Origin of the sequence: Parabacteroides timonensis (assembly GCF_900128505.1) — a bacterium.
Classification (GTDB): domain Bacteria; phylum Bacteroidota; class Bacteroidia; order Bacteroidales; family Tannerellaceae; genus Parabacteroides; species Parabacteroides timonensis.
This window is the reverse complement of sequence record NZ_LT669940.1, coordinates 1,622,723-1,642,455: the sequence shown is the minus strand read 5'-3', so window position 1 is coordinate 1,642,455 and position 19,733 is coordinate 1,622,723. Positions and strand designations below refer to the sequence as shown.

General features: G+C 42.5%; 10 protein-coding genes, 2 tRNA genes, 3 rRNA genes and 1 other RNA gene. 10 read left to right on the top strand and 6 right to left on the bottom strand.

Features of this window, described 5'->3' with window-relative positions:
* Window positions 1-13 precede the first annotated feature (13 nt).
* Complete coding sequence (locus BQ7394_RS07085) at window positions 14-355, bottom strand: TM2 domain-containing protein (protein ID WP_075556718.1); 342 nt, start codon at window positions 353-355, stop codon at window positions 14-16.
* 67 nt (window positions 356-422) lie between these two features.
* Window positions 423-1,763 (bottom strand): hypothetical protein, encoded by a 1,341-nt coding sequence (locus BQ7394_RS07080; RefSeq protein ID WP_075556717.1) that lies wholly within the window; start codon window positions 1,761-1,763, stop codon window positions 423-425.
* 132 nt (window positions 1,764-1,895) lie between these two features.
* On the opposite strand from BQ7394_RS07080, the gene BQ7394_RS07075 reads away from it, so the two are divergent.
* Complete coding sequence (locus tag BQ7394_RS07075) at window positions 1,896-2,498, top strand: riboflavin synthase (RefSeq protein ID WP_075556716.1); 603 nt, start codon at window positions 1,896-1,898, stop codon at window positions 2,496-2,498.
* Between the two features lie 67 nt (window positions 2,499-2,565).
* On the opposite strand, the gene BQ7394_RS07070 is transcribed toward BQ7394_RS07075, so the two are convergent.
* From BQ7394_RS07070 to rnpB, 3 genes are all read right to left on the bottom strand, one after another.
* Window positions 2,566-3,900, bottom strand: a complete 1,335-nt coding sequence (locus tag BQ7394_RS07070; RefSeq protein WP_075556715.1) for an MATE family efflux transporter — start codon at window positions 3,898-3,900, stop codon at window positions 2,566-2,568.
* Window positions 3,897-5,273 carry a YihY/virulence factor BrkB family protein gene (locus tag BQ7394_RS07065; protein ID WP_075556714.1) on the bottom strand — a complete coding sequence of 459 codons (1,377 nt, stop codon included), beginning with the start codon at window positions 5,271-5,273 and terminating at the stop codon, window positions 3,897-3,899. Before BQ7394_RS07065 ends, BQ7394_RS07070 begins: the two co-directional genes overlap by 4 nt.
* A gap of 43 nt (window positions 5,274-5,316) precedes the next feature.
* Window positions 5,317-5,673: RNase P RNA component class A (gene rnpB / locus BQ7394_RS07060), an RNA gene on the bottom strand.
* A gap of 339 nt (window positions 5,674-6,012) precedes the next feature.
* Between rnpB and BQ7394_RS07055 the strand changes: the two genes are divergently transcribed.
* The 8 genes from BQ7394_RS07055 (at window position 6,013) to BQ7394_RS07020 (ending at window position 15,255) form a co-directional block, all read left to right on the top strand.
* A complete protein-coding gene (locus BQ7394_RS07055; protein ID WP_075556713.1) occupies window positions 6,013-7,590 on the top strand; it encodes a Do family serine endopeptidase in 1,578 nt (525 codons plus the stop codon).
* Window positions 7,591-7,733: 143 nt separating this feature from the next.
* Window positions 7,734-8,594, top strand: coding sequence for a sigma-70 family RNA polymerase sigma factor (locus tag BQ7394_RS07050; RefSeq protein WP_005641668.1), 861 nt, complete (start codon window positions 7,734-7,736; stop codon window positions 8,592-8,594).
* 546 nt (window positions 8,595-9,140) lie between these two features.
* Window positions 9,141-10,667: ribosomal RNA gene (locus tag BQ7394_RS07045) — 16S ribosomal RNA — on the top strand.
* A gap of 148 nt (window positions 10,668-10,815) precedes the next feature.
* Window positions 10,816-10,889: transfer RNA gene (locus BQ7394_RS07040), tRNA-Ile, on the top strand.
* Window positions 10,890-10,913: 24 nt separating this feature from the next.
* Window positions 10,914-10,987: transfer RNA gene (locus BQ7394_RS07035), tRNA-Ala, on the top strand.
* A 111-nt stretch (window positions 10,988-11,098) separates the two neighbouring features.
* A 23S ribosomal RNA gene (locus BQ7394_RS07030) occupies window positions 11,099-13,975 on the top strand.
* A gap of 116 nt (window positions 13,976-14,091) precedes the next feature.
* Window positions 14,092-14,202 (top strand): 5S ribosomal RNA (rrf, locus tag BQ7394_RS07025).
* The 16S, 23S and 5S rRNA genes sit together here with 2 tRNA genes alongside, the layout of an rRNA operon.
* 129 nt (window positions 14,203-14,331) lie before the next feature.
* Complete coding sequence (locus BQ7394_RS07020) at window positions 14,332-15,255, top strand: AraC family transcriptional regulator (RefSeq protein WP_075556901.1); 924 nt, start codon at window positions 14,332-14,334, stop codon at window positions 15,253-15,255.
* Window positions 15,256-15,310: 55 nt separating this feature from the next.
* On the opposite strand, the gene BQ7394_RS07015 is transcribed toward BQ7394_RS07020, so the two are convergent.
* Entirely contained in the window at window positions 15,311-17,479 is a 2,169-nt protein-coding gene (locus BQ7394_RS07015) for a tetratricopeptide repeat protein (protein ID WP_075556712.1), read from the bottom strand.
* 84 nt (window positions 17,480-17,563) lie between these two features.
* On the opposite strand from BQ7394_RS07015, the gene lepA reads away from it, so the two are divergent.
* On the top strand, window positions 17,564-19,351 hold the full coding sequence (gene lepA / locus BQ7394_RS07010) for a translation elongation factor 4 (RefSeq protein ID WP_075556711.1): 1,788 nt from the start codon (window positions 17,564-17,566) through the stop codon (window positions 19,349-19,351).
* The last annotated feature ends 382 nt before the right edge of the window (window positions 19,352-19,733 follow it).

The following is a 19,733-nucleotide window of genomic DNA, read 5'->3' as shown; positions in this document are numbered from 1 at the left end:
ATGAGGGCAGAAGTTAAAACATTAATACGTTTTGCAGCTGTTCCAGATTTTTTCTTTTGGTTGCATCCATGATGAGGAACCAATCGATAATACACCAGATACCACAACCTCCTAAAGTGACTAACTTTCCGACACCCAGGCCGACGTCACCGATAAGGAAACGGTCTATGCCGAGCGAACCCAGGAATACGGAAATAATAAGTATTACTGTCGGGTCTTTAAAATCACAAGTTTGCAGATAAATCAGTTTGGATTCATCCATAGCGAGTAGGCGGTCTCTTATAATAGATATATGACTGCTAGGTAGTTTGCTACTGTTTGTCAGGAGGAACAAGTCCACTTTCTGTGCGTCCATAATTTTTTAGATTGATTACTAATGACAAATATAGTATTTTATATGATATTGGAACATATGATAGGTATTATTCCTGGATGTATTGCATCAACGAGTCGCATTGCTCCATGTATTGCTGCAATGTTTCTGCAGCCTGCGGCATTTCGTGATGCAATTCGTTGCATTTGTCTTTGATGGCAGACAAGTCAAACAGCCCTGGCAGACCGTTTCGCATCAGTTCTTTTTTAGGGAGATAGCCGTCCGGGAGATTCTCTAAGAGCATTTGATAGTAGCTGATAGATAATGCAATATATTGTAACTGCTTGGTTTGTCCGTAGGGGCGTTGTTTAACTATGGCAATTGCTTCGTTGTACATCTGCTGTAATAACTCGACTAAGGCCGGAGAATCGCCCTGTAATTTCAGAGCCTGTAAGATATACATGCGGCAGACTGTTCGTCCCTGCTCCGGCAGGTCTAATCCGGCCAGGTATTCAAATCCGACTTTTGCTTCGCAGAGGGAGAGAAGGCCTTTTGGCGGCAGGGTACCGGGTTCCTGTGTTGTTAACCATTGGTGGCAGGCGATACTGACCATGCCACGGTGGAGTAGGCGGGCAGGGTCGTTTTCATCTCCAATCTGGGAAGCGTACTTGTCGGCTTCTGCAAACTCATTATTACCCATGAAATTGTATACCATCCGTTTACAAAACTCGTTATATGGAGTTTTGTCGTCTTCTTTTCTTTCTTTCCAATCCTTATAAGGGGTGCTCCATTCTGCACAGAAGGGCAGTTCTTCGTCATCGGCAAAGTCTTCGAAATCTACTTCCCGGATATATTCTTCTGCGGCTTTAAAAGTTTCGGGGGTGGCAAGGTAGCGGAGCAATTTCTGAATTCTTTCGTTATCTGGCTTCTCGTCATATCCTGTCATAAGGTAAATGACGGGGAAGAGTCCGTACCAGAGTCCCAGTGTATCGGTCGCAACCTGGCTATCTTGGGCTGATTGTTTCGAAGCCAGTGGAGCAATGGCTTCTATCAGTTCGAGAGGGGAGAAGGATTGAATTTCTTGTGACGTTTCTGCCGGTAAGATACCGAGCGAGAGCAACTTTTGATACAGCGCTGAGTCGACAGTAATATAGCAGCGGTTTGTTACTGCATCAAAATATGTTCCTTTGGTGAAGAAGCCGCCTTTTCCGACTAGTTTCATCGCTTCGCTACGTTCCGGCTCGGGCAGTTGTTCCGGCGGCAGAAGGTAGAGGTATCCAAGTCGTTCCAGTTCTTCTCGTACACGCAGTACGGTGTATCCACAGTCGAAATGACTTTGAAGTTGGTAAAGACTGGAGCAGATGCTCTTTGCCAGAGGTGGAGTGGGTGAAGCGGCTGCGACTGTTTTCACAGAATATTCTACCAGGCTTTCTATTTCGTGCATTGACATAATGGCTCTAATTTTAAAGTGATAATAATATGTTCATAAGGTTATCTGCACAAATTTACCTATTTTGAGGAAAAGTACATCAATTCTCTTTATCTTTGATGTTGAAAATATTAATTAAAACAACACAAGACTATGTTCTCAGGAATTGTAGAAGAAGCTGCTCAGGTGGTTGCGTTGAACGCAGATCAGGGAAACCTGCATATCACAATGAAATGTTCGTTTGTAAATGAACTGAAAATTGATCAGAGTGTGGCACATAACGGCGTATGCCTTACGGTTGTAAGTCTGACCGACGATACATATACGGTGACTGCTATTCAGGAAACTTTGGATCGTTCGAATCTTGGTTTACTGAAAATAGGTGATCTGGTAAATCTAGAACGAAGCATGATGATGAACGGTCGCCTGGACGGTCATATCGTGCAGGGACATGTGGATCAGACTGCTGTATGTAAAGATGTACGCGAGGCGGATGGTAGCTGGTATTATACATTTGAATATGCTTTCGACAAGGCAATGGCGCAGCAAGGGTATATGACAGTGGAAAAAGGTTCCGTTTGTGTGAACGGCGTCAGCCTGACTGTCTGTAACTCACAGCAAAATAGCTTTGAAGTGGCTATTATTCCTTATACACATGATAATACGAACTTCTGCCAGATCGAAAAAGGCACTGTTGTCAATCTGGAATTTGATATTGTGGGCAAATACATCAGCAAAATGATGCAGTTCAAATGAAAGATTTCCTCTCATTAGCATAATAACAGCAGAGCGATCAGGTATTTGACCTGTTTCGCCCTGCCGGTTATTTTACGACACATCTTTTCTTCCACAGATCCATTTTATAATAGATATAAGTGATGACAAATCCAATGGCGATACTGATTCCGATAGCCCACCAGATTCCTTGTCGTCCGTACCATGCGCTTAGCTGGTAGGAGAGTGGGATACGGATCAACCACAGGCATAGTAAGCTGGTTACCATTGTGAAGATAGTATCTCCTGCTCCCCGGAGTGCACCGTTATATATATTCAGTGCACCGTGCACAATAAAGAATCCTCCTATAATCAGTAAATATTCTTTTCCGATAGTGATTACTGCCTGGTCGCTGGTAAAAGCCCGCATCATTTCTTCTCCGAAAAAGTAAATGGCAGTGAATGTAATCAGACTGAATATGAGATTGACCAGCATGGTAAATCGTAAACCTTTACGGACACGGTCGAAATGGCCGGCTCCGATATTTTGTCCGCAGAAAGCTGCCAGTGCACCCGATAAAGTGAGAACGGCCTGTGTTATGATTGTATCGATTTTACCTGCAGCTCCATAGGCTGTCAGCGTGTCGGTTCCAAAACTATTGACAATTCCAAGCAAGGCAATCAAGCCTAGGGCAATTGCACATTGTTGAACACTAGTGGGAAGTCCTATTTTCAATCCTTCCTTAAAGAGTTTCATATCAAATAGCAAGTCTTGTTTTTTGATCGAGAGTAGGGGATGCGTATTATTTACATATCCTAAGGCGATACACATTCCAATTCCTTGTGCAATGACGGTTGCGCGTGCTGCTCCTTCAATTCCCCACTTAAAACCAACGATGAATAATAAATCTAAAACGATATTCAGTACGGTGGTAATAAATATGAAGATCATTGGTCGAACGGATTCGCCTACACCTCTTAATATGGAGATTATACTGTTGAATGTGACGAAGAGAAAAGTTCCTCCGATATATATTCTGAAATAAGCAACAGCATCAGGTATGACTTCCTCCGGTGTGTTGGTCAGGCGAAAAATAGGCTCGGAAAAGATGATGCCGGCTATTGAAAGAGCGATCCCGGCTACGAGCATGAAAATAAAAAAAGAAGAGAAGGCGCGTTGAACTTTATCGTATTGTTTTGCTCCGAAAAATTGTGAAACGACAACGGATGTTCCGCTTCCGACTCCGATCACTAATGAAATAATGAAGTAATAAATAAAGAAAGAGGCGGAAACGGCTGCAAGCGCTTCTTTTCCCAGAAATTGTCCGACGATGATGCTGTCGGTTACATTATATAACTGTTGCAGCAGGTTACCGATGAGTAGTGGGAGTGCGAAGCGTACGATCACTTTCCATACCGGACCATGTGTCAGGTCGTGGGTCATAAGTCTTTAAGCAGGATATTATTGTTCGCTTTAATCATATCTTCTCTTGTTTTGAGCAAGGCATGCCATTCTTTTGTGAACAGGCAGGAGGTATCGATCTTAAAGTTCTCGGAACCGTATTCATCCATCTTCGTCAACAGGTAACTTACACTGATCTTGTTTACATCAATGGCTGGTTGATAGTAGACTACCCGTTCGTCATTTTCATAGTTGACTTCTATGATAATATGAAGTTCGGTAAGCAAATAAAGTATTTCCGTTGTTACCCGGATGGGGATGCGATAATCGTCAGACAGTTCATCGGCAGTATATGGCCTTTCTCCCTTCACAAAGCGTTTTACGATCAGAGAAGCGATCAATAAGGTTAGGAAGTCTTTATATCGTCGACTGATGTTTTTACTATCTCGTTCAAAACTGAATTTCTTTACATTCTGAGAAGCATAAGATAGTTCTGCTCCAAAGAGGCAGATTAACCAGGATAACTGTAACCATAATAATAATAAAGGTAAAGCAGCGAAGCTACCATAGATAGCATTGTATTTGTTAACCCATATCTGCCCACTGATATAAATGAACTGGAAAAACTGGAAAGCGGAACCTGCCAGTATGCCGGCAACAAGTCCGTTTACAAATTTCACCTTCGTGTTGGGGAGGGAAACATACAAGGCTGTGAATACCATTATTGTGATTATGAACGGAGCGATATTCAGGAAGAACTCTACCAAAGGAGTGAAGAATACATAGTTGCTTAAGAATGAGTTTTGCAGCGTAGACATAAATATGGACAAACCGCTTGAAGCTGTCATTAATACCGGTAATATGAGGAATAAAGCCAGGTAATCGGAGATTTTCCGGTGCCATGGACGCGACTTTTGGATTTGCCAGATATCGTTGAATGTATCTTCTATAGACGAAATCAGGTTAATGACTGTGTAGAATAAAAGAATAAGACCGACTCCGATAATGACTCCGCCTTGTGCTTGTGCCAGATATCTTTCTACGAACTTAAAGGCTTCGCTTAACTCTTGTTCTTGTCGGGGAAAATAATCGAAGAGTTCCTGTTGTACTGCTTCTTGGAATCCGAAGCCTTTGGCAATACCTAATAATACCGCCAGTAAGGGAACAATAGCCAATAATGTACTGTAAGTAAGAGCGGATGCTTTCGTTTGAAGGTTCTCGCTGTTGAATCCGCGTATGGCCAGTATGACTGTCTTGATCGTGTTTATATATATTTCTTTCAGGCCGCTTACTTCATTTTCTGTAATTCGCCAGATGTCGTAAGTAACAAAATGAATGGTTCGTGTCAGCAAGGCGTTGATCCGTTCTCCCAGAGGCTTTTTTTCAGCAGTCTTTTTATCCGTCTTCTTCTTCATGCTGTGAAATGTAGGGGCAAAGAGTGTTTGCCGGATGAATAAAAAATGCAGCCTGCCTATAAGCCGGGTCCTGTACTTCAGCCGAAGCTGAAGTGTCTGCCATTTATCTTGTCTTACCGTCACCGGCAAGCTTTAGCGGTCTACCCCCCGGCATCGGACGAGCAATCCTACATACGCCGGTATACATGACCTTACAACCCATAAGATGTACGGCATCCCGTATTACTATGGGACCCGGTGAGCTCTTACCTCACCTTTTCACCCTTACCGGACGAATCCGGCGGTTATTTTCTGTTACACTACTCTGCCCTTGCGAACAGCTTCCCGTTAAGAAGTATGGTGCTCTGTGTTGCCCGGACTTTCCTCACATCCGAAGATGAGCGACAGACCGGCAGGCTGCAATGCGACAAAGATAGGTATTTTAGTTGATAGTTGACGGTTGACGGTTGACAATTTTGTAGGGCTTATCGCTTATTATATTCACTAGCCTGCTGTCAATCCGGTTGAACTTTCTGCCGTTCTTACTGTTATATTACTGAAAGCATGACCATTTGGCAGGGGAATGATTGTTAAAAAGGTACTTTGCAATACACAGTACTGTTAAGCGCAGTTAACCCCGGATAAATCGCCGTTAAAAGTGATAAAAAATCAAAGGCAAATGGAATAATCGCACGTTTTTTGAACTTTCTTTGTCGAAAGAAAAGTGTTAAATTTAAATGTTTGATAAAATAGAAAGAGTATGAAAACAATGTGGAAAAATGTGCTAGGAGTCGTTCTTGTTGCTGCCATCAGTACCGGTGCTGCGGTTGGGACAAGTGCTTATCTGATGAATAAAAAACAACCGGTTTATGTCACTGATTCAACAAATACATTTAATCAGCCTATCCGGTATGCCGGATTGAATGCAGTGGCTGCTGAAAATACGGATTTTACCAAAGCTGCAGAAAGTACGGTACATGGGGTAGTGCATATTAAAGCTACGACGAATGCTAAGCAATATGCTGATGGTGGTAGAGGCCAGCAGCAGTATGTTGATCCTTTCGAATACTTCTTCGGATTTGGAGGACGAGGAGGTGGAGGTTTCCAGCGTCCGCAACCACAACCCCGCGTAGGTTCTGGTTCGGGTGTCATTATTTCCACAGATGGATACATTATTACAAATAACCATGTGATCGATGGTGCTGATGAATTGGAAGTCACTTTGAATGACAACCGTAAATTCCCGGCAAAATTGATTGGGACCGATCCTTCTACGGATATTGCTTTAATAAAAGTAGATGCAAAGGATCTTCCTACTATACCGTTTGGTGATTCTGAAAAACTGAAAGTAGGTGAGTGGGTGTTGGCTGTAGGTAATCCATTCAATTTAACCTCTACTGTTACTGCCGGTATCGTTAGTGCAAAAGGCCGCGGTATTTCTATGGGAGGTGACAGAAGTAAAATTGAATCATTTATCCAGACTGATGCAGCTGTAAATCCTGGTAATAGTGGTGGTGCTTTAGTAAACACAAAAGGTGAACTGATTGGTATCAACACGGCTATTTATTCAGAAACAGGAAACTTTGCCGGATATTCATTTGCCGTACCTATTAGTATTGCAGGTAAAGTGGCAAGCGATTTGAAACAATATGGAACTGTACAGCGTGCTGTTCTGGGTGTTTTGATGATGAGTGTGGGTGATATTGCCGAGCAGTTGAGTTATCCTAACCTGGATAGTAAACTGAAAGAGGAGCTGACTGAGTTGAAATCGAAGATTAAAGTGTCTGAAGGAGCTTGTGTTTCTGATTTCGCTGATAGAAGTTCTGCTAAAGAAGCCGGTATCGAAAAGGGTGATGTGATCATTGCTGTAAATGGTGCAAAAGTGAAAAATGCGAATGCATTACAGGAACAGATCAGTAAATACCGTCCTGGAGATAAGGTAGAAGTCACTGTCGATCGTAATGGAAGTAATAAGACATTTACTGTAGAACTTCGTAATGCACAAGGTAGTACATCTGTTGTAAAGAATGCAGGAGATAATAGTGCAGATGTTCTTGGAGCCGCTTTTAAAGCGTTGACGGATAAACAAAAACGTGAACTAGGTGTAAGTTATGGTGTTGAAGTAAGCGGATTATTAAAAGGTAAAATGAAAGATGCCGGAATCCAGAAAGGCTTCATAATCATGATTGTCAATGACCAGAAGATATCTACACCTGAACAACTCGAAAAGTTGGTAGATAAAGTATTGAAAGGAAATTCTGATGATCGTTACATCGTTGTGAAAGGTTTTTATCCGAATGGACGTACAAAAGTTTATGCTATTGATCTAGCCGAATAATAAAATAAAGTTATATTCGTCTTATTTGGCGGGAAGATTGTTAAAGGTTTATAATTGGTCGGGTGTAGGGTGCACACGACCAATTTTCTCAATAAAAATAATATTATCTTTGCACCCTGATATTTCTCAATTAAAAACATTGGATGAGACAGTTAAAGATTACAAAGTCCATTACCAATCGCGAAAGTGCTTCGCTTGATAAGTATCTTCAGGAAATAGGCCGCGAAGATCTTATTACAGTTGAAGAAGAAGTAGAATTGGCACAGGCAATCAAAAGAGGAGACCGTAGAGCATTGGAGAAATTAACCAGAGCAAATCTGCGTTTCGTCGTTTCTGTGGCAAAGCAATATCAAAATCAGGGGCTTAGTTTGCCTGACCTTATTAATGAAGGTAACCTGGGATTGATAAAAGCAGCCGAGAAGTTTGATGAAACGAGAGGGTTTAAGTTTATTTCTTATGCCGTATGGTGGATTCGTCAGTCTATCCTGCAGGCTTTGGCAGAACAGTCAAGAATTGTTCGTCTTCCGTTGAATCAGGTTGGCTCGCTGAATAAGATCAGTAAAGCTTTCTCTAAATTCGAACAGGAAAACGAACGTCGACCATCTCCCGAAGAACTTGCAGACGAACTGGATATTCCTGTAGATAAGATTTCAGATACTCTAAAGGTGTCCGGAAGACATATCTCAGTAGATGCTCCGTTCGTAGAGGGCGAAGACAATAGTCTTTTGGATGTGCTTGTGAACGACGACGCTCCTATCGCTGACCGATCGTTGATGAACGAGTCACTGGCTAAAGAAATTGATCGAGCACTTGCTACACTGACCGAAAGAGAATGTGAAATAATCAAAATGTTTTTCGGTATAGGCTGTCAGGAAATGACATTGGAAGAGATTGGCGACAAATTTGGCCTCACTAGAGAGCGCGTCCGCCAGATCAAGGAAAAAGCAATTAGAAGGTTAAGACAAGGAACACGTAGCAAGCTCCTCAAATCGTATTTAGGTTAACCTCGGGTAAAACCAGAGAGGTAAACAAAGCTCCATATCCGGAAGGGTAAGGGGCTTTTGTTTTTTTATTGGGTATGGTTTGTCTATTTCTGGAATGAATAAGCAATTATGATTATCGTATTTTCTATATAATATATGTGTATTCGATTTCTCAGGCTTAGAGTTCTTTTGTTGTTGATTGTTTTTTTTTACTCGTAACATTCAGTGATACAGAAATGTAGTTGTATTACTACGATTTTAAGTAAAAAATAAAGTAAGAAAAGTTTGGAGTGTATGTTGTAAAGCACTACTTTTGCATCCGCATTCGAGAGAGAACGGCACTGCAAAACATGATGAAAAAAACTTTTAGAAAAACTTCCTAAAACATTTGGAAGTATGAAATAAAAGTTCTTATCTTTGCATCCACGTTCGCTAAAAAACTAGCGAGTGTAACAACAAGAGTTCTTTGAAAGATTTACATATCAACAAGTAGTACAAGTATTAAAAATTAATACCGTCAAAAACTTGAAAATAAAGACGAATTCTGAGCAAGACAAAACAATTTAAACAACGAAGAGTTTGATCCTGGCTCAGGATGAACGCTAGCGACAGGCTTAACACATGCAAGTCGAGGGGTAACATGATGTAGCAATACAGAGATGACGACCGGCGCACGGGTGAGTAACGCGTATGCAACCTACCTATCAGAGGGGAATAACCCGGCGAAAGTCGGACTAATACCGCATAAAACAGGGGTCCCGCATGGGAATATTTGTTAAAGATTTATTGCTGATAGATGGGCATGCGTTCCATTAGATAGTTGGTGAGGTAACGGCTCACCAAGTCTGCGATGGATAGGGGTTCTGAGAGGAAGGTCCCCCACACTGGTACTGAGACACGGACCAGACTCCTACGGGAGGCAGCAGTGAGGAATATTGGTCAATGGGCGAGAGCCTGAACCAGCCAAGTCGCGTGAAGGATGAAGGATCTATGGTTCGTAAACTTCTTTTATAAGGGAATAAAGTGTGGTACGTGTACCATTTTGTATGTACCTTATGAATAAGGATCGGCTAACTCCGTGCCAGCAGCCGCGGTAATACGGAGGATCCGAGCGTTATCCGGATTTATTGGGTTTAAAGGGTGCGTAGGTGGCTTTTTAAGTCAGCGGTGAAAGTTTGTGGCTCAACCATAAAATTGCCGTTGAAACTGGAGGGCTTGAGTATATTTGAGGTAGGCGGAATGCGTGGTGTAGCGGTGAAATGCATAGATATCACGCAGAACTCCAATTGCGAAGGCAGCTTACTAAACTATAACTGACACTGAAGCACGAAAGCGTGGGGATCAAACAGGATTAGATACCCTGGTAGTCCACGCAGTAAACGATGATTACTAGGAGTTTGCGATACACAGTAAGCTCTACAGCGAAAGCGTTAAGTAATCCACCTGGGGAGTACGCCGGCAACGGTGAAACTCAAAGGAATTGACGGGGGCCCGCACAAGCGGAGGAACATGTGGTTTAATTCGATGATACGCGAGGAACCTTACCCGGGTTTGAACGCATTTGGACCGGAGTGGAAACACTTCTTCTAGTAATAGCCATTTGCGAGGTGCTGCATGGTTGTCGTCAGCTCGTGCCGTGAGGTGTCGGCTTAAGTGCCATAACGAGCGCAACCCTTATCTTTAGTTACTAACAGGTCGAGCTGAGGACTCTAAAGAGACTGCCAGCGTAAGCTGTGAGGAAGGTGGGGATGACGTCAAATCAGCACGGCCCTTACATCCGGGGCGACACACGTGTTACAATGGTGGGGACAAAGGGCAGCTACCTGGCGACAGGATGCTAATCTCCAAACCCCATCTCAGTTCGGATCGAAGTCTGCAACCCGACTTCGTGAAGCTGGATTCGCTAGTAATCGCGCATCAGCCATGGCGCGGTGAATACGTTCCCGGGCCTTGTACACACCGCCCGTCAAGCCATGGGAGTTGGGGGTACCTAAAGTCCGTAACCGCAAGGATCGGCCTAGGGTAAAACCGATGACTGGGGCTAAGTCGTAACAAGGTAGCCGTACCGGAAGGTGCGGCTGGAACACCTCCTTTCTGGAGCGAAGAGTTCGTTATCAAGTTGACTATAAGGTATTAGTTAACTTGTACTACGGTTGAATATGTATAAAATATAGATCATACTTACGATAAAAAGTAAGTAAGAGAGAAAAATGATGCTGAGGGCAACCAAGGCAAAGTTGACAGTCCTATAGCTCAGTTGGTTAGAGCGCTACACTGATAATGTAGAGGTCGGCAGTTCAACTCTGCCTGGGACTACAGAATCTCTAAAACGAGAAACCTGGGGGATTAGCTCAGCTGGCTAGAGCATCTGCCTTGCACGCAGAGGGTCAACGGTTCGAATCCGTTATTCTCCACATGACTCAGCAATGAGTAAAAGATCTTTGACATGATGGACAACGTAAAATAAAGTAACAAGAGCAAGCTGAAGATATATCAATCCGAATCACAGAGATGTGACCGGAAAAAAGAAAGTAAGCAAGGGCAGACGGTGGATGCCTTGGCTCTCGGAGGCGATGAAGGACGTGATAAGCTGCGATAAGCCGGGGGGAGATGCAAATAATCTTTGATCCTCGGATTTCCGAATGGGGCAACCCGTCAGATTGAAGATCTGTCACCTCGTAAGAGGAGCGAACGTGGGGAACTGAAACATCTAAGTACCCATAGGAGAAGAAAATAAAAATGATTCCGCAAGTAGTGGCGAGCGAACGCGGAAGAGCCCAAACCGATATTGTTTAGGCAATATCGGGGTTGTAGGACTACGATGTAGCAAGAACTTAGTAAAGTAGAACGTTTTGGAAAGAACGGCCATAGACGGTGATAGCCCGGTATACGACTTACTGACGAAGCTTAGTAGTATCCTGAGTAGCGCGGGGCACGAGAAATCCTGTGTGAATTAGCGGGGCCCATCCCGTAAGGCTAAATACTCCCGAGAGACCGATAGCGAACCAGTACCGTGAGGGAAAGGTGAAAAGAACCTCGAACAGAGGAGTGAAATAGACCCTGAACCCGTCTGCCTACAAGCGGTCGGAGCAGCGTAAGCTGTGACGGCGTGCCTTTTGCATAATGAACCTACGAGTTACTTTCTCCGGCAAGGTTAAGTATTTCAGATACGGAGCCGAAGCGAAAGCGAGTCTGAACAGGGCGGTATAGTCGGAGGGAGTAGACGCGAAACCAAGTGATCTACCCATGGTCAGGTTGAAGGTTAGGTAACACTAACTGGAGGACCGAACCGGTAAGCGTTGAAAAGCTTTCGGATGAACTGTGGGTAGGGGTGAAAGGCTAATCAAACTTGGAGATAGCTCGTACTCCCCGAAATGCATTTAGGTGCAGCCTAGGGTTAGTATAATATGAGGTAGAGCGACTGATTGGATGCGAGGGCTTCACCGCCTATCAAGTCCAGATAAACTCCGAATGCGTATTATATATTGCCCTGGAGTGAGGGCGCGGGTGCTAAGGTCCGCGTCCGAGAGGAGAAGAATCCAGACCATCAGCTAAGGTCCCCAAATAACAGTTAAGTTGAACTAACGAAGTCAGACTGCAGAGACAGCTAGGATGTTGGCTTGGAAGCAGCCATTCATTTAAAGAGTGCGTAACAGCTCACTAGTCGAGGAGTTTGGCGTGGATAATACTCGGGCATAAACTGTTTACCGAAGCTATGGATGTCGTAAGACATGGTAGGGGAGCATTCCAGTGGCGTAGAAGGTAAGGGATAACCCTTGCTGGAGCGACTGGAAAAGCAAATGTAGGTATAAGTAACGATAAAGGAAGTGAGAAACTTCCTCGCCGAAAGACTAAGGTTTCCTGATCAACGTTAATCGGATCAGGGTAAGTCGGGACCTAAGGATAAGCCGAACGGCGATTCCGATGGAAGAATGGTTTAATATTCCCATACTACTTTATAGAGCGATGTGGAGACGGAGAAGTGACAATCCTGCCAACTGACGGAATAGTTGGTTAAAGGGTGTAGACGTTGATCGTGGTAGGCAAATCCGCCATGAGAGTCGAACCTGACAGTATACCGAGTACTTGTACAAGGTAATATGGATGTAAGCAGGCTCCCTAGAAAATCCGCTAAGCATATTTATAAAGTACCCGTACCGTAAACGGACACACGTAGTTGGGTTGAGAATACTGAGGCGCTCGAGTGATTCACGGTTAAGGAACTAGGCAAATTGACCCTGTAACTTCGGGATAAAGGGTCCCTATCGAAAGGTAGGGCGCAGAGAATAGGTCCAGGCAACTGTTTAACAAAAACACATGGCTGTGCGAAATAGAAATATGAAGTATACAGCCTGACACCTGCCCGGTGCTGGAAGGTTAAGAGGAGAGCTCATCGCAAGAGAAGGTTTGAATTGAAGCCCCAGTAAACGGCGGCCGTAACTATAACGGTCCTAAGGTAGCGAAATTCCTTGTCGGGTAAGTTCCGACCTGCACGAATGGTGTAATGATCTGGACACTGTCTCAACCGTGAGCTCGGTGAAATTGTAGTATCGGTGAAGATGCCGATTACCCGCGATGGGACGAAAAGACCCCGTGAACCTTTACTATAGCTTTACATTGAATTTGGGCAACTAATGTGTAGGATAGGCCGGAGACTATGAAGCGGGTACGCCAGTATTTGTGGAGTCATCGTTGAAATACGGCCCTTTGGTTGTTTGAGTTCTAACCCGCGAAATGTGGGGACACTGTATGGTGGGTAGTTTGACTGGGGTGGTCGCCTCCAAAAGAGTAACGGAGGCTTCTAAAGGTACCCTCAGACCGATTGGTAACCGGTCGTAGAGTGTAATGGCATAAGGGTGCTTGACTGGGAGACATACAAGTCGATCAGGTAGGAAACTAGAGCATAGTGATCCGGTGGTTCCGTATGGAAGGGCCATCGCTCAAAGGATAAAAGGTACTCCGGGGATAACAGGCTGATCGCTCCCAAGAGCTCATATCGACGGAGCGGTTTGGCACCTCGATGTCGGCTCGTCACATCCTGGGGCTGGAGAAGGTCCCAAGGGTTGGGCTGTTCGCCCATTAAAGTGGCACGCGAGCTGGGTTCAGAACGTCGTGAGACAGTTCGGTCTCTATCTATCGTGGGCGTAGGATATTTGAGAGGCTCTGACACTAGTACGAGAGGACCGTGTTGGACAGACCACTGGTTTACCGGTTGTACCGCCAGGTGCACCGCCGGGTAGCTAAGTCTGGATTGGATAAGTGCTGAAAGCATCTAAGTACGAAGCCAGCCTCAAGATAAGATATCCCTCAAGGGTCGTCGTAGACTACGACGTTGATAGGCTACAGGTGTAAGGGCAGTAATGTCGAAGCCGAGTAGTACTAATAGCCCGAGACTTTCTTTTTCCGGAAGGAAGGATTGATATATCAGCAGATGTGGTAGAGTGTAACAACAAAGCCATATAGCGAAAGGTTACTGTTAGAGTAGCGTTGTCCAAGGTCAAACATCTTAAAAAGAAATTAAGGTGGTTATAGCGTTGGGGATCCACCTCTTCCCATTCCGAACAGAGAAGTTAAGCCCAACCACGTCGATGGTACTGCGTAAAAGTGGGAGAGTAGATAGCCGCCGTTTTAGTCAGGTCGAAAGACTGAAAAGGTAGAAAGGAATCAATCGAAAGGTTGGTTCCTTTTTTGGGTTATAGGGTTTTGAAAGTAAACGTTTATTCGTATCTTGTCAGTTATAATCAAACTAAATTTGAGCGTGGTAGATAAAACATTACAGGATCACACCAAACAGATCAATAGGGTTATAGATTATATTAACCTGAATTTGAACAGATCGATTACAATTGATGAGTTGTCATCCCTTGTGGATCTTTCCACTTATCATTTTCATCGAATATTTACTTCCCTGATCGGAGAGCCTATTGGTAAATACATTCTTCGGAGAAGGTTGGAACGGGCAGCCAATGTTTTGTTAGGAGAACCAGTAGCTATCAAAGATGTGGCTTACGACGGAGGCTTTTCTTCTGTATCTTCTTTTTGCCGTAGTTTCAAACGTCATTTTGGGGTATCTGCGGAAGAGTATCGTCGCAAAAATAGATATCCGGATAGCAAGAATTGTCAATTCAAGAGCATAAATGAGCAACATACCTCACTTTATTCACGGTACTTTTGTCGTGATAAAACAATTAATGTAAATGGTATGAATATGAATTGCACTTTTGAAATTAAACAAATGCCTGAGAGAACTATTATTTATTGTCGTCATCAGGGGGCATTGAATCAAATGCAGGAAGCTTTTGCCAATCTTATGAAATGGGCATTACCCAGGGGATTGGTCTCACATCCGGATATGAAATTATTATCTGTTTATCATGATGACCCACGTGTTACTCCTGTCGATAAACTGACAGCTGATGCAGCAATGTTTGTAGAGACAGATATAAAACCGGAGGGAATGATTGGCTGTTATAAGCTTACTTCAGGGTTATACGCTGTTGGACGTTTCGAATTAGCAATGAATGAATTTCCGGCAGCTTGGTCTGCAATGTTCGATTTACTGGAGGAGAATGGATGCAAATGTGGGCATGGTCATCACTATGAAATCTATCAGAATAATCATGATGAACATCCGGAAAAGAAATTTATTGTTGATATTTGTATACCTGCCGATCCGGTATAAATCTTTAAGAAATAAAAAAGCCCTATTCACATGAAGTGATAGGGCTTTTTGTTGTTTATAAAGAATCGTTTAGTACATATCTTAATTGATCCATCATCAGAGATATTTCTGAATCTTCTATACCCGCTACTATCAGATCAGGAATATCTTGATTGAATTCTTCCTGAAATTTATGGAAATCTCCATATTCCATATCTACTGCCTGTTTATAGAATTCTATGGCCCCCTTTATATTTTGTAGCGCCCATTCCGTATGTCCGGCATTCAATAGATCTTGTGTGTTAGGCTGGTTTTCTAATATCTTTTTATAATAATTACGTGCCTGATCATACTTGCCGGTCAGGAAAGAACACCATGCAATAGGTCTCCATGCTTTACTGTTACTATCCATATAATCGACTTTGAAGAAACATTTCAGGGCTTCACTGTAATTCTTGAGTTCCAGATAACAATGACCGATACTGATTGTAATGGATAGATTATCCGGATTTAATTTTTCGTAACGTCGATAATATTTTAATGCCTCTTCGGGTTCTTTCAAAGAACGATAGCAACCAGCTATCCTACGGATAACCCATTTACTTCCTGGATTCAGTAAATCGGCTCTTAAATAAGCATCCAATGCTTCTTGTAAGTCGCCGTTCATTTGCTTACAATAACCGATCTTCTGGAAAAGAATATCACTGCTCTGATCTTTTTCAGCCAGATGGTTGAATATTGTCAAAGCATCGCTGAAATAATTTTTCCTCAGATAATATTCAGCAATGGAGCTCAGACTTTCTTCGTCAGAGATATAAGGCTGTAAAATATTCAGGTTATGGAAGTCAAGAGGCAGCGTAAAGATATCGTCGAAATCCAGATGGCCTGGATATAACTTAAAAAATCGGTATAAGTCTTGTATGTACTGTCCGGTTATTGTTTCAAGTTTACCTCGTTTACTGATCAACTCTTCTTTATTTTGTTGAATCATTTCTGTCGCCTGACTGTCAAATTGGTTCATCATCATCTTTTTGGCCTCTTCAGGTAATTGCATCATACTGAAATATAATGAGTATTTATCTGAATTGCACATAAACGCGGCAACGGTCATGGAGTCCAGCATTTGTTTTTCTCCATTATTTTGGTGAAAACGATCGCCGAATGATGAATGTTCTGTTGTAAATGGCAATAACCAATTACTCAGTTCGCGGAAAAAAGGAAAACTTTTTAAGTGAACGAAAGTAGAGTGCATAACATCTGCTCCTTCCTGCTGCAATTCACTGAATTCTTCCATTTTTTTCCCGAGTGAACTATCAGCAAAAATGTTTTCCCATTCCGGGTTCATTTCATCCCCTAATTGTTCAGGAGTTATATCTTTGAGATTTATCTTATTACTGATTTTAGGACTCAGTTTCATCATTTCAGGAATGATCTCATTTTGTAACTTTTTAGTTATCTTTTCCGTTTCACGCGCTAGAATAAAGCGTAAGGTGATCGTCCGAATCGCTTTGGTGAATCCTGGCGTTTCGGAAAGGGCATCCAGCCTGTTTGCTATTTGAGGATAAAGTGCTGTTCTTTTCCGATATATGTATAATGTCAAGAGAACTGAAATTAGAGCTCGTACACGAATCTCTTCACTTTTATGATTGGCAGAATCAAATAACAACATTAACTTTTCCAGATCGAATGCAGCTTGTAATCCCAGCATCAGGGCTGAAACTATTTGACAACCGGCTGTAAAAGGTAACTCTTCATCAAAGAGGATATTTTTTATAACTTCAGCTTCTTCAGTGGTAAAGGGATCGGATACCCAGATTTTGTTGAAAAGGACGATCAATAGAGCATCGTATTCTGACCTGTTCCCAGTAGCATAATGTTTACTTAACTGGAGATGCAAGTTTTCGAATGTTACGTTAGGCTGTACTTTCAAACTTCTGCGACGACTGTAAAAAGATAAAGGAGATTCGATAGCCAGTGCCTTGTGCCTGATCTGATCGGCCAACTCGTAAGAAGATGTTTGTATTTTATTATATATTTGTTCCTGCATCGGATCTTTAGCACCTTCGATGCGGTAACGTAACATATATTTATACGTGTCCTGCAGCTCATTTAATTTATCCTGAAATGAAATTTCACGGCTTCCGGATATAAGAGCTTGAATGGAATCAAAAGCATTCTTTAATTCCTTGTTATCTAATGAACCGATAATTCGGTTATAAGCTTTATTTATTTCTAGTAGTGTCATATAATATTAACAACAAATGGTATGCCAAAAGTATAGATTTCGGCCTAAATTTCCTATCTTTGCACACCTAAAATAAATTAGCAGATGAAGAATATCCGCAATTTCTGTATTATTGCTCATATTGACCATGGTAAGAGTACTTTGGCCGACCGTTTGCTTGAGTATACCAAGACAGTCGAAGGCAAAGACTTACAAGCGCAGGTTCTGGATGATATGGATCTGGAACGTGAACGAGGCATTACGATCAAGAGTCATGCCATTCAGATGAAGTATAATTATAAAGGTGAAGAATATACCTTGAACCTGATCGATACTCCGGGACACGTAGACTTTTCGTATGAAGTTTCCCGTTCTATTGCAGCATGTGAAGGAGCTTTGCTTATTATCGATGCCGCCCAGGGAATCCAGGCGCAGACGATTTCTAACTTGTATATGGCAATCGAGAATGACCTGGAAATAATTCCTGTCATGAATAAAATAGATCTTCCGAGTGCTATGCCGGATGAGGTAGAGGATCAGATTGTCGAGTTGCTAGGTTGTCCACGGGAAGATATAATCCGTGCAAGTGGCAAAACGGGGGAAGGTGTATATCAGATTCTTGATGCCATCATAGACAAGGTTCCTGCTCCACAAGGAGATCCGGAAGCACCGCTTCAATGCTTGATCTTTGATTCGGTATTTAACTCTTTTCGAGGTATTATAGCTTATTTCAAAGTTGTGAATGGGGTAATTCGTAAAGGGGATCATGTGAAATTCATCGCAACAGGTAAGGAGTATGATGCCGATGAAGTAGGTATATTGAAATTGGATATGTCTCCTCGTAGTGAGATTCGAACCGGCGATGTTGGTTATATAATATCTGGTATTAAGACATCCCGTGAGGTACGGGTGGGGGATACGATTACTCATGTAGCTCGTCCCGCAAAAGAGGCCATTGCAGGTTTTGAAGAAGTGAAACCGATGGTGTTTGCCGGTGTTTATCCGATAGACAGTGAAGATTTTGAGAACTTGCGTGCATCGTTGGAGAAACTGCAATTGAATGATGCCTCTTTGACATTCCAGCCGGAAAGTTCAGCTGCCCTGGGATTTGGTTTCCGTTGCGGTTTCCTTGGATTGTTACATATGGAGATTGTCCAGGAACGTTTGGATCGTGAGTTCAATATGGATGTGATCACTACGGTACCGAACGTATCGTATAAAGTATATGATAAAAAAGGGAATTGCATGGAAGTTCATAATCCAAGCGGTTTGCCCGAACCTACGCTAATCGATCATATCGATGAGCCATATATTCGTGCTTCTGTCATAACTAATACGACTTTTATTGGCCCGATCATGACACTTTGTCTGGGTAAGCGTGGTATTTTGTTAAAGCAGGAATATATTTCAGGTGATCGTGTAGAGATCCATTATGACATGCCTTTAGGTGAAATTGTGATTGACTTTTACGACAAGCTCAAAAGTATTTCTAAGGGGTATGCTTCTTTTGATTATCATATTCATGACTTCCGCCCGAGTAAGCTGGTTAAGTTGGATATCTTGCTGAACGGAGAGCCTGTCGATGCTTTATCGACCTTGACACATGTGGATAATAGTGTAACATTTGGCCGTCGTATGTGTGAGAAGCTGAAAGAACTTATTCCCCGGCAGCAGTTCGATATTGCCATTCAGGCAGCTATTGGTGCAAAGATTATCGCTCGCGAAACAATTAAAGCTGTCCGTAAGGATGTAACGGCAAAATGTTATGGTGGTGATATTTCACGTAAACGTAAACTGCTGGAAAAACAGAAGGAAGGTAAGAAGCGAATGAAACAGATCGGAACAGTAGAAGTTCCGCAGAAGGCATTCTTGGCTGTATTAAAGTTAGACTAAAAACAGCTTCAAAAAAGAAATATATAAACGAAGCTATTATAATCAATATCTAAAAGGTGACGCCATACTAAGCAAACGGCGTCACCTTTTTTGTATAATGTTTTTGATCTGTTTTTTTAGAGGCAATTCTATTGATTTTAAGATATTTGATTATATATAGCTCGTGGTAAAGTCGGAATGAATTAATCATTTGTCCTTAGTGAAACGATTGTTTGACCCAGGTCGTGTTTTTAGTTGACCCTGGTGAAACTTATATTTGACCCAGGTCAAATGATTAGAAGTTTATGAATAATGATGTAGAAAGAGGGATGTTATTCTATAAACTATTCCTTCCTAAATAATAAACTTTTTCAGGAAGATATACTTTTTATCCGAAGTGTTT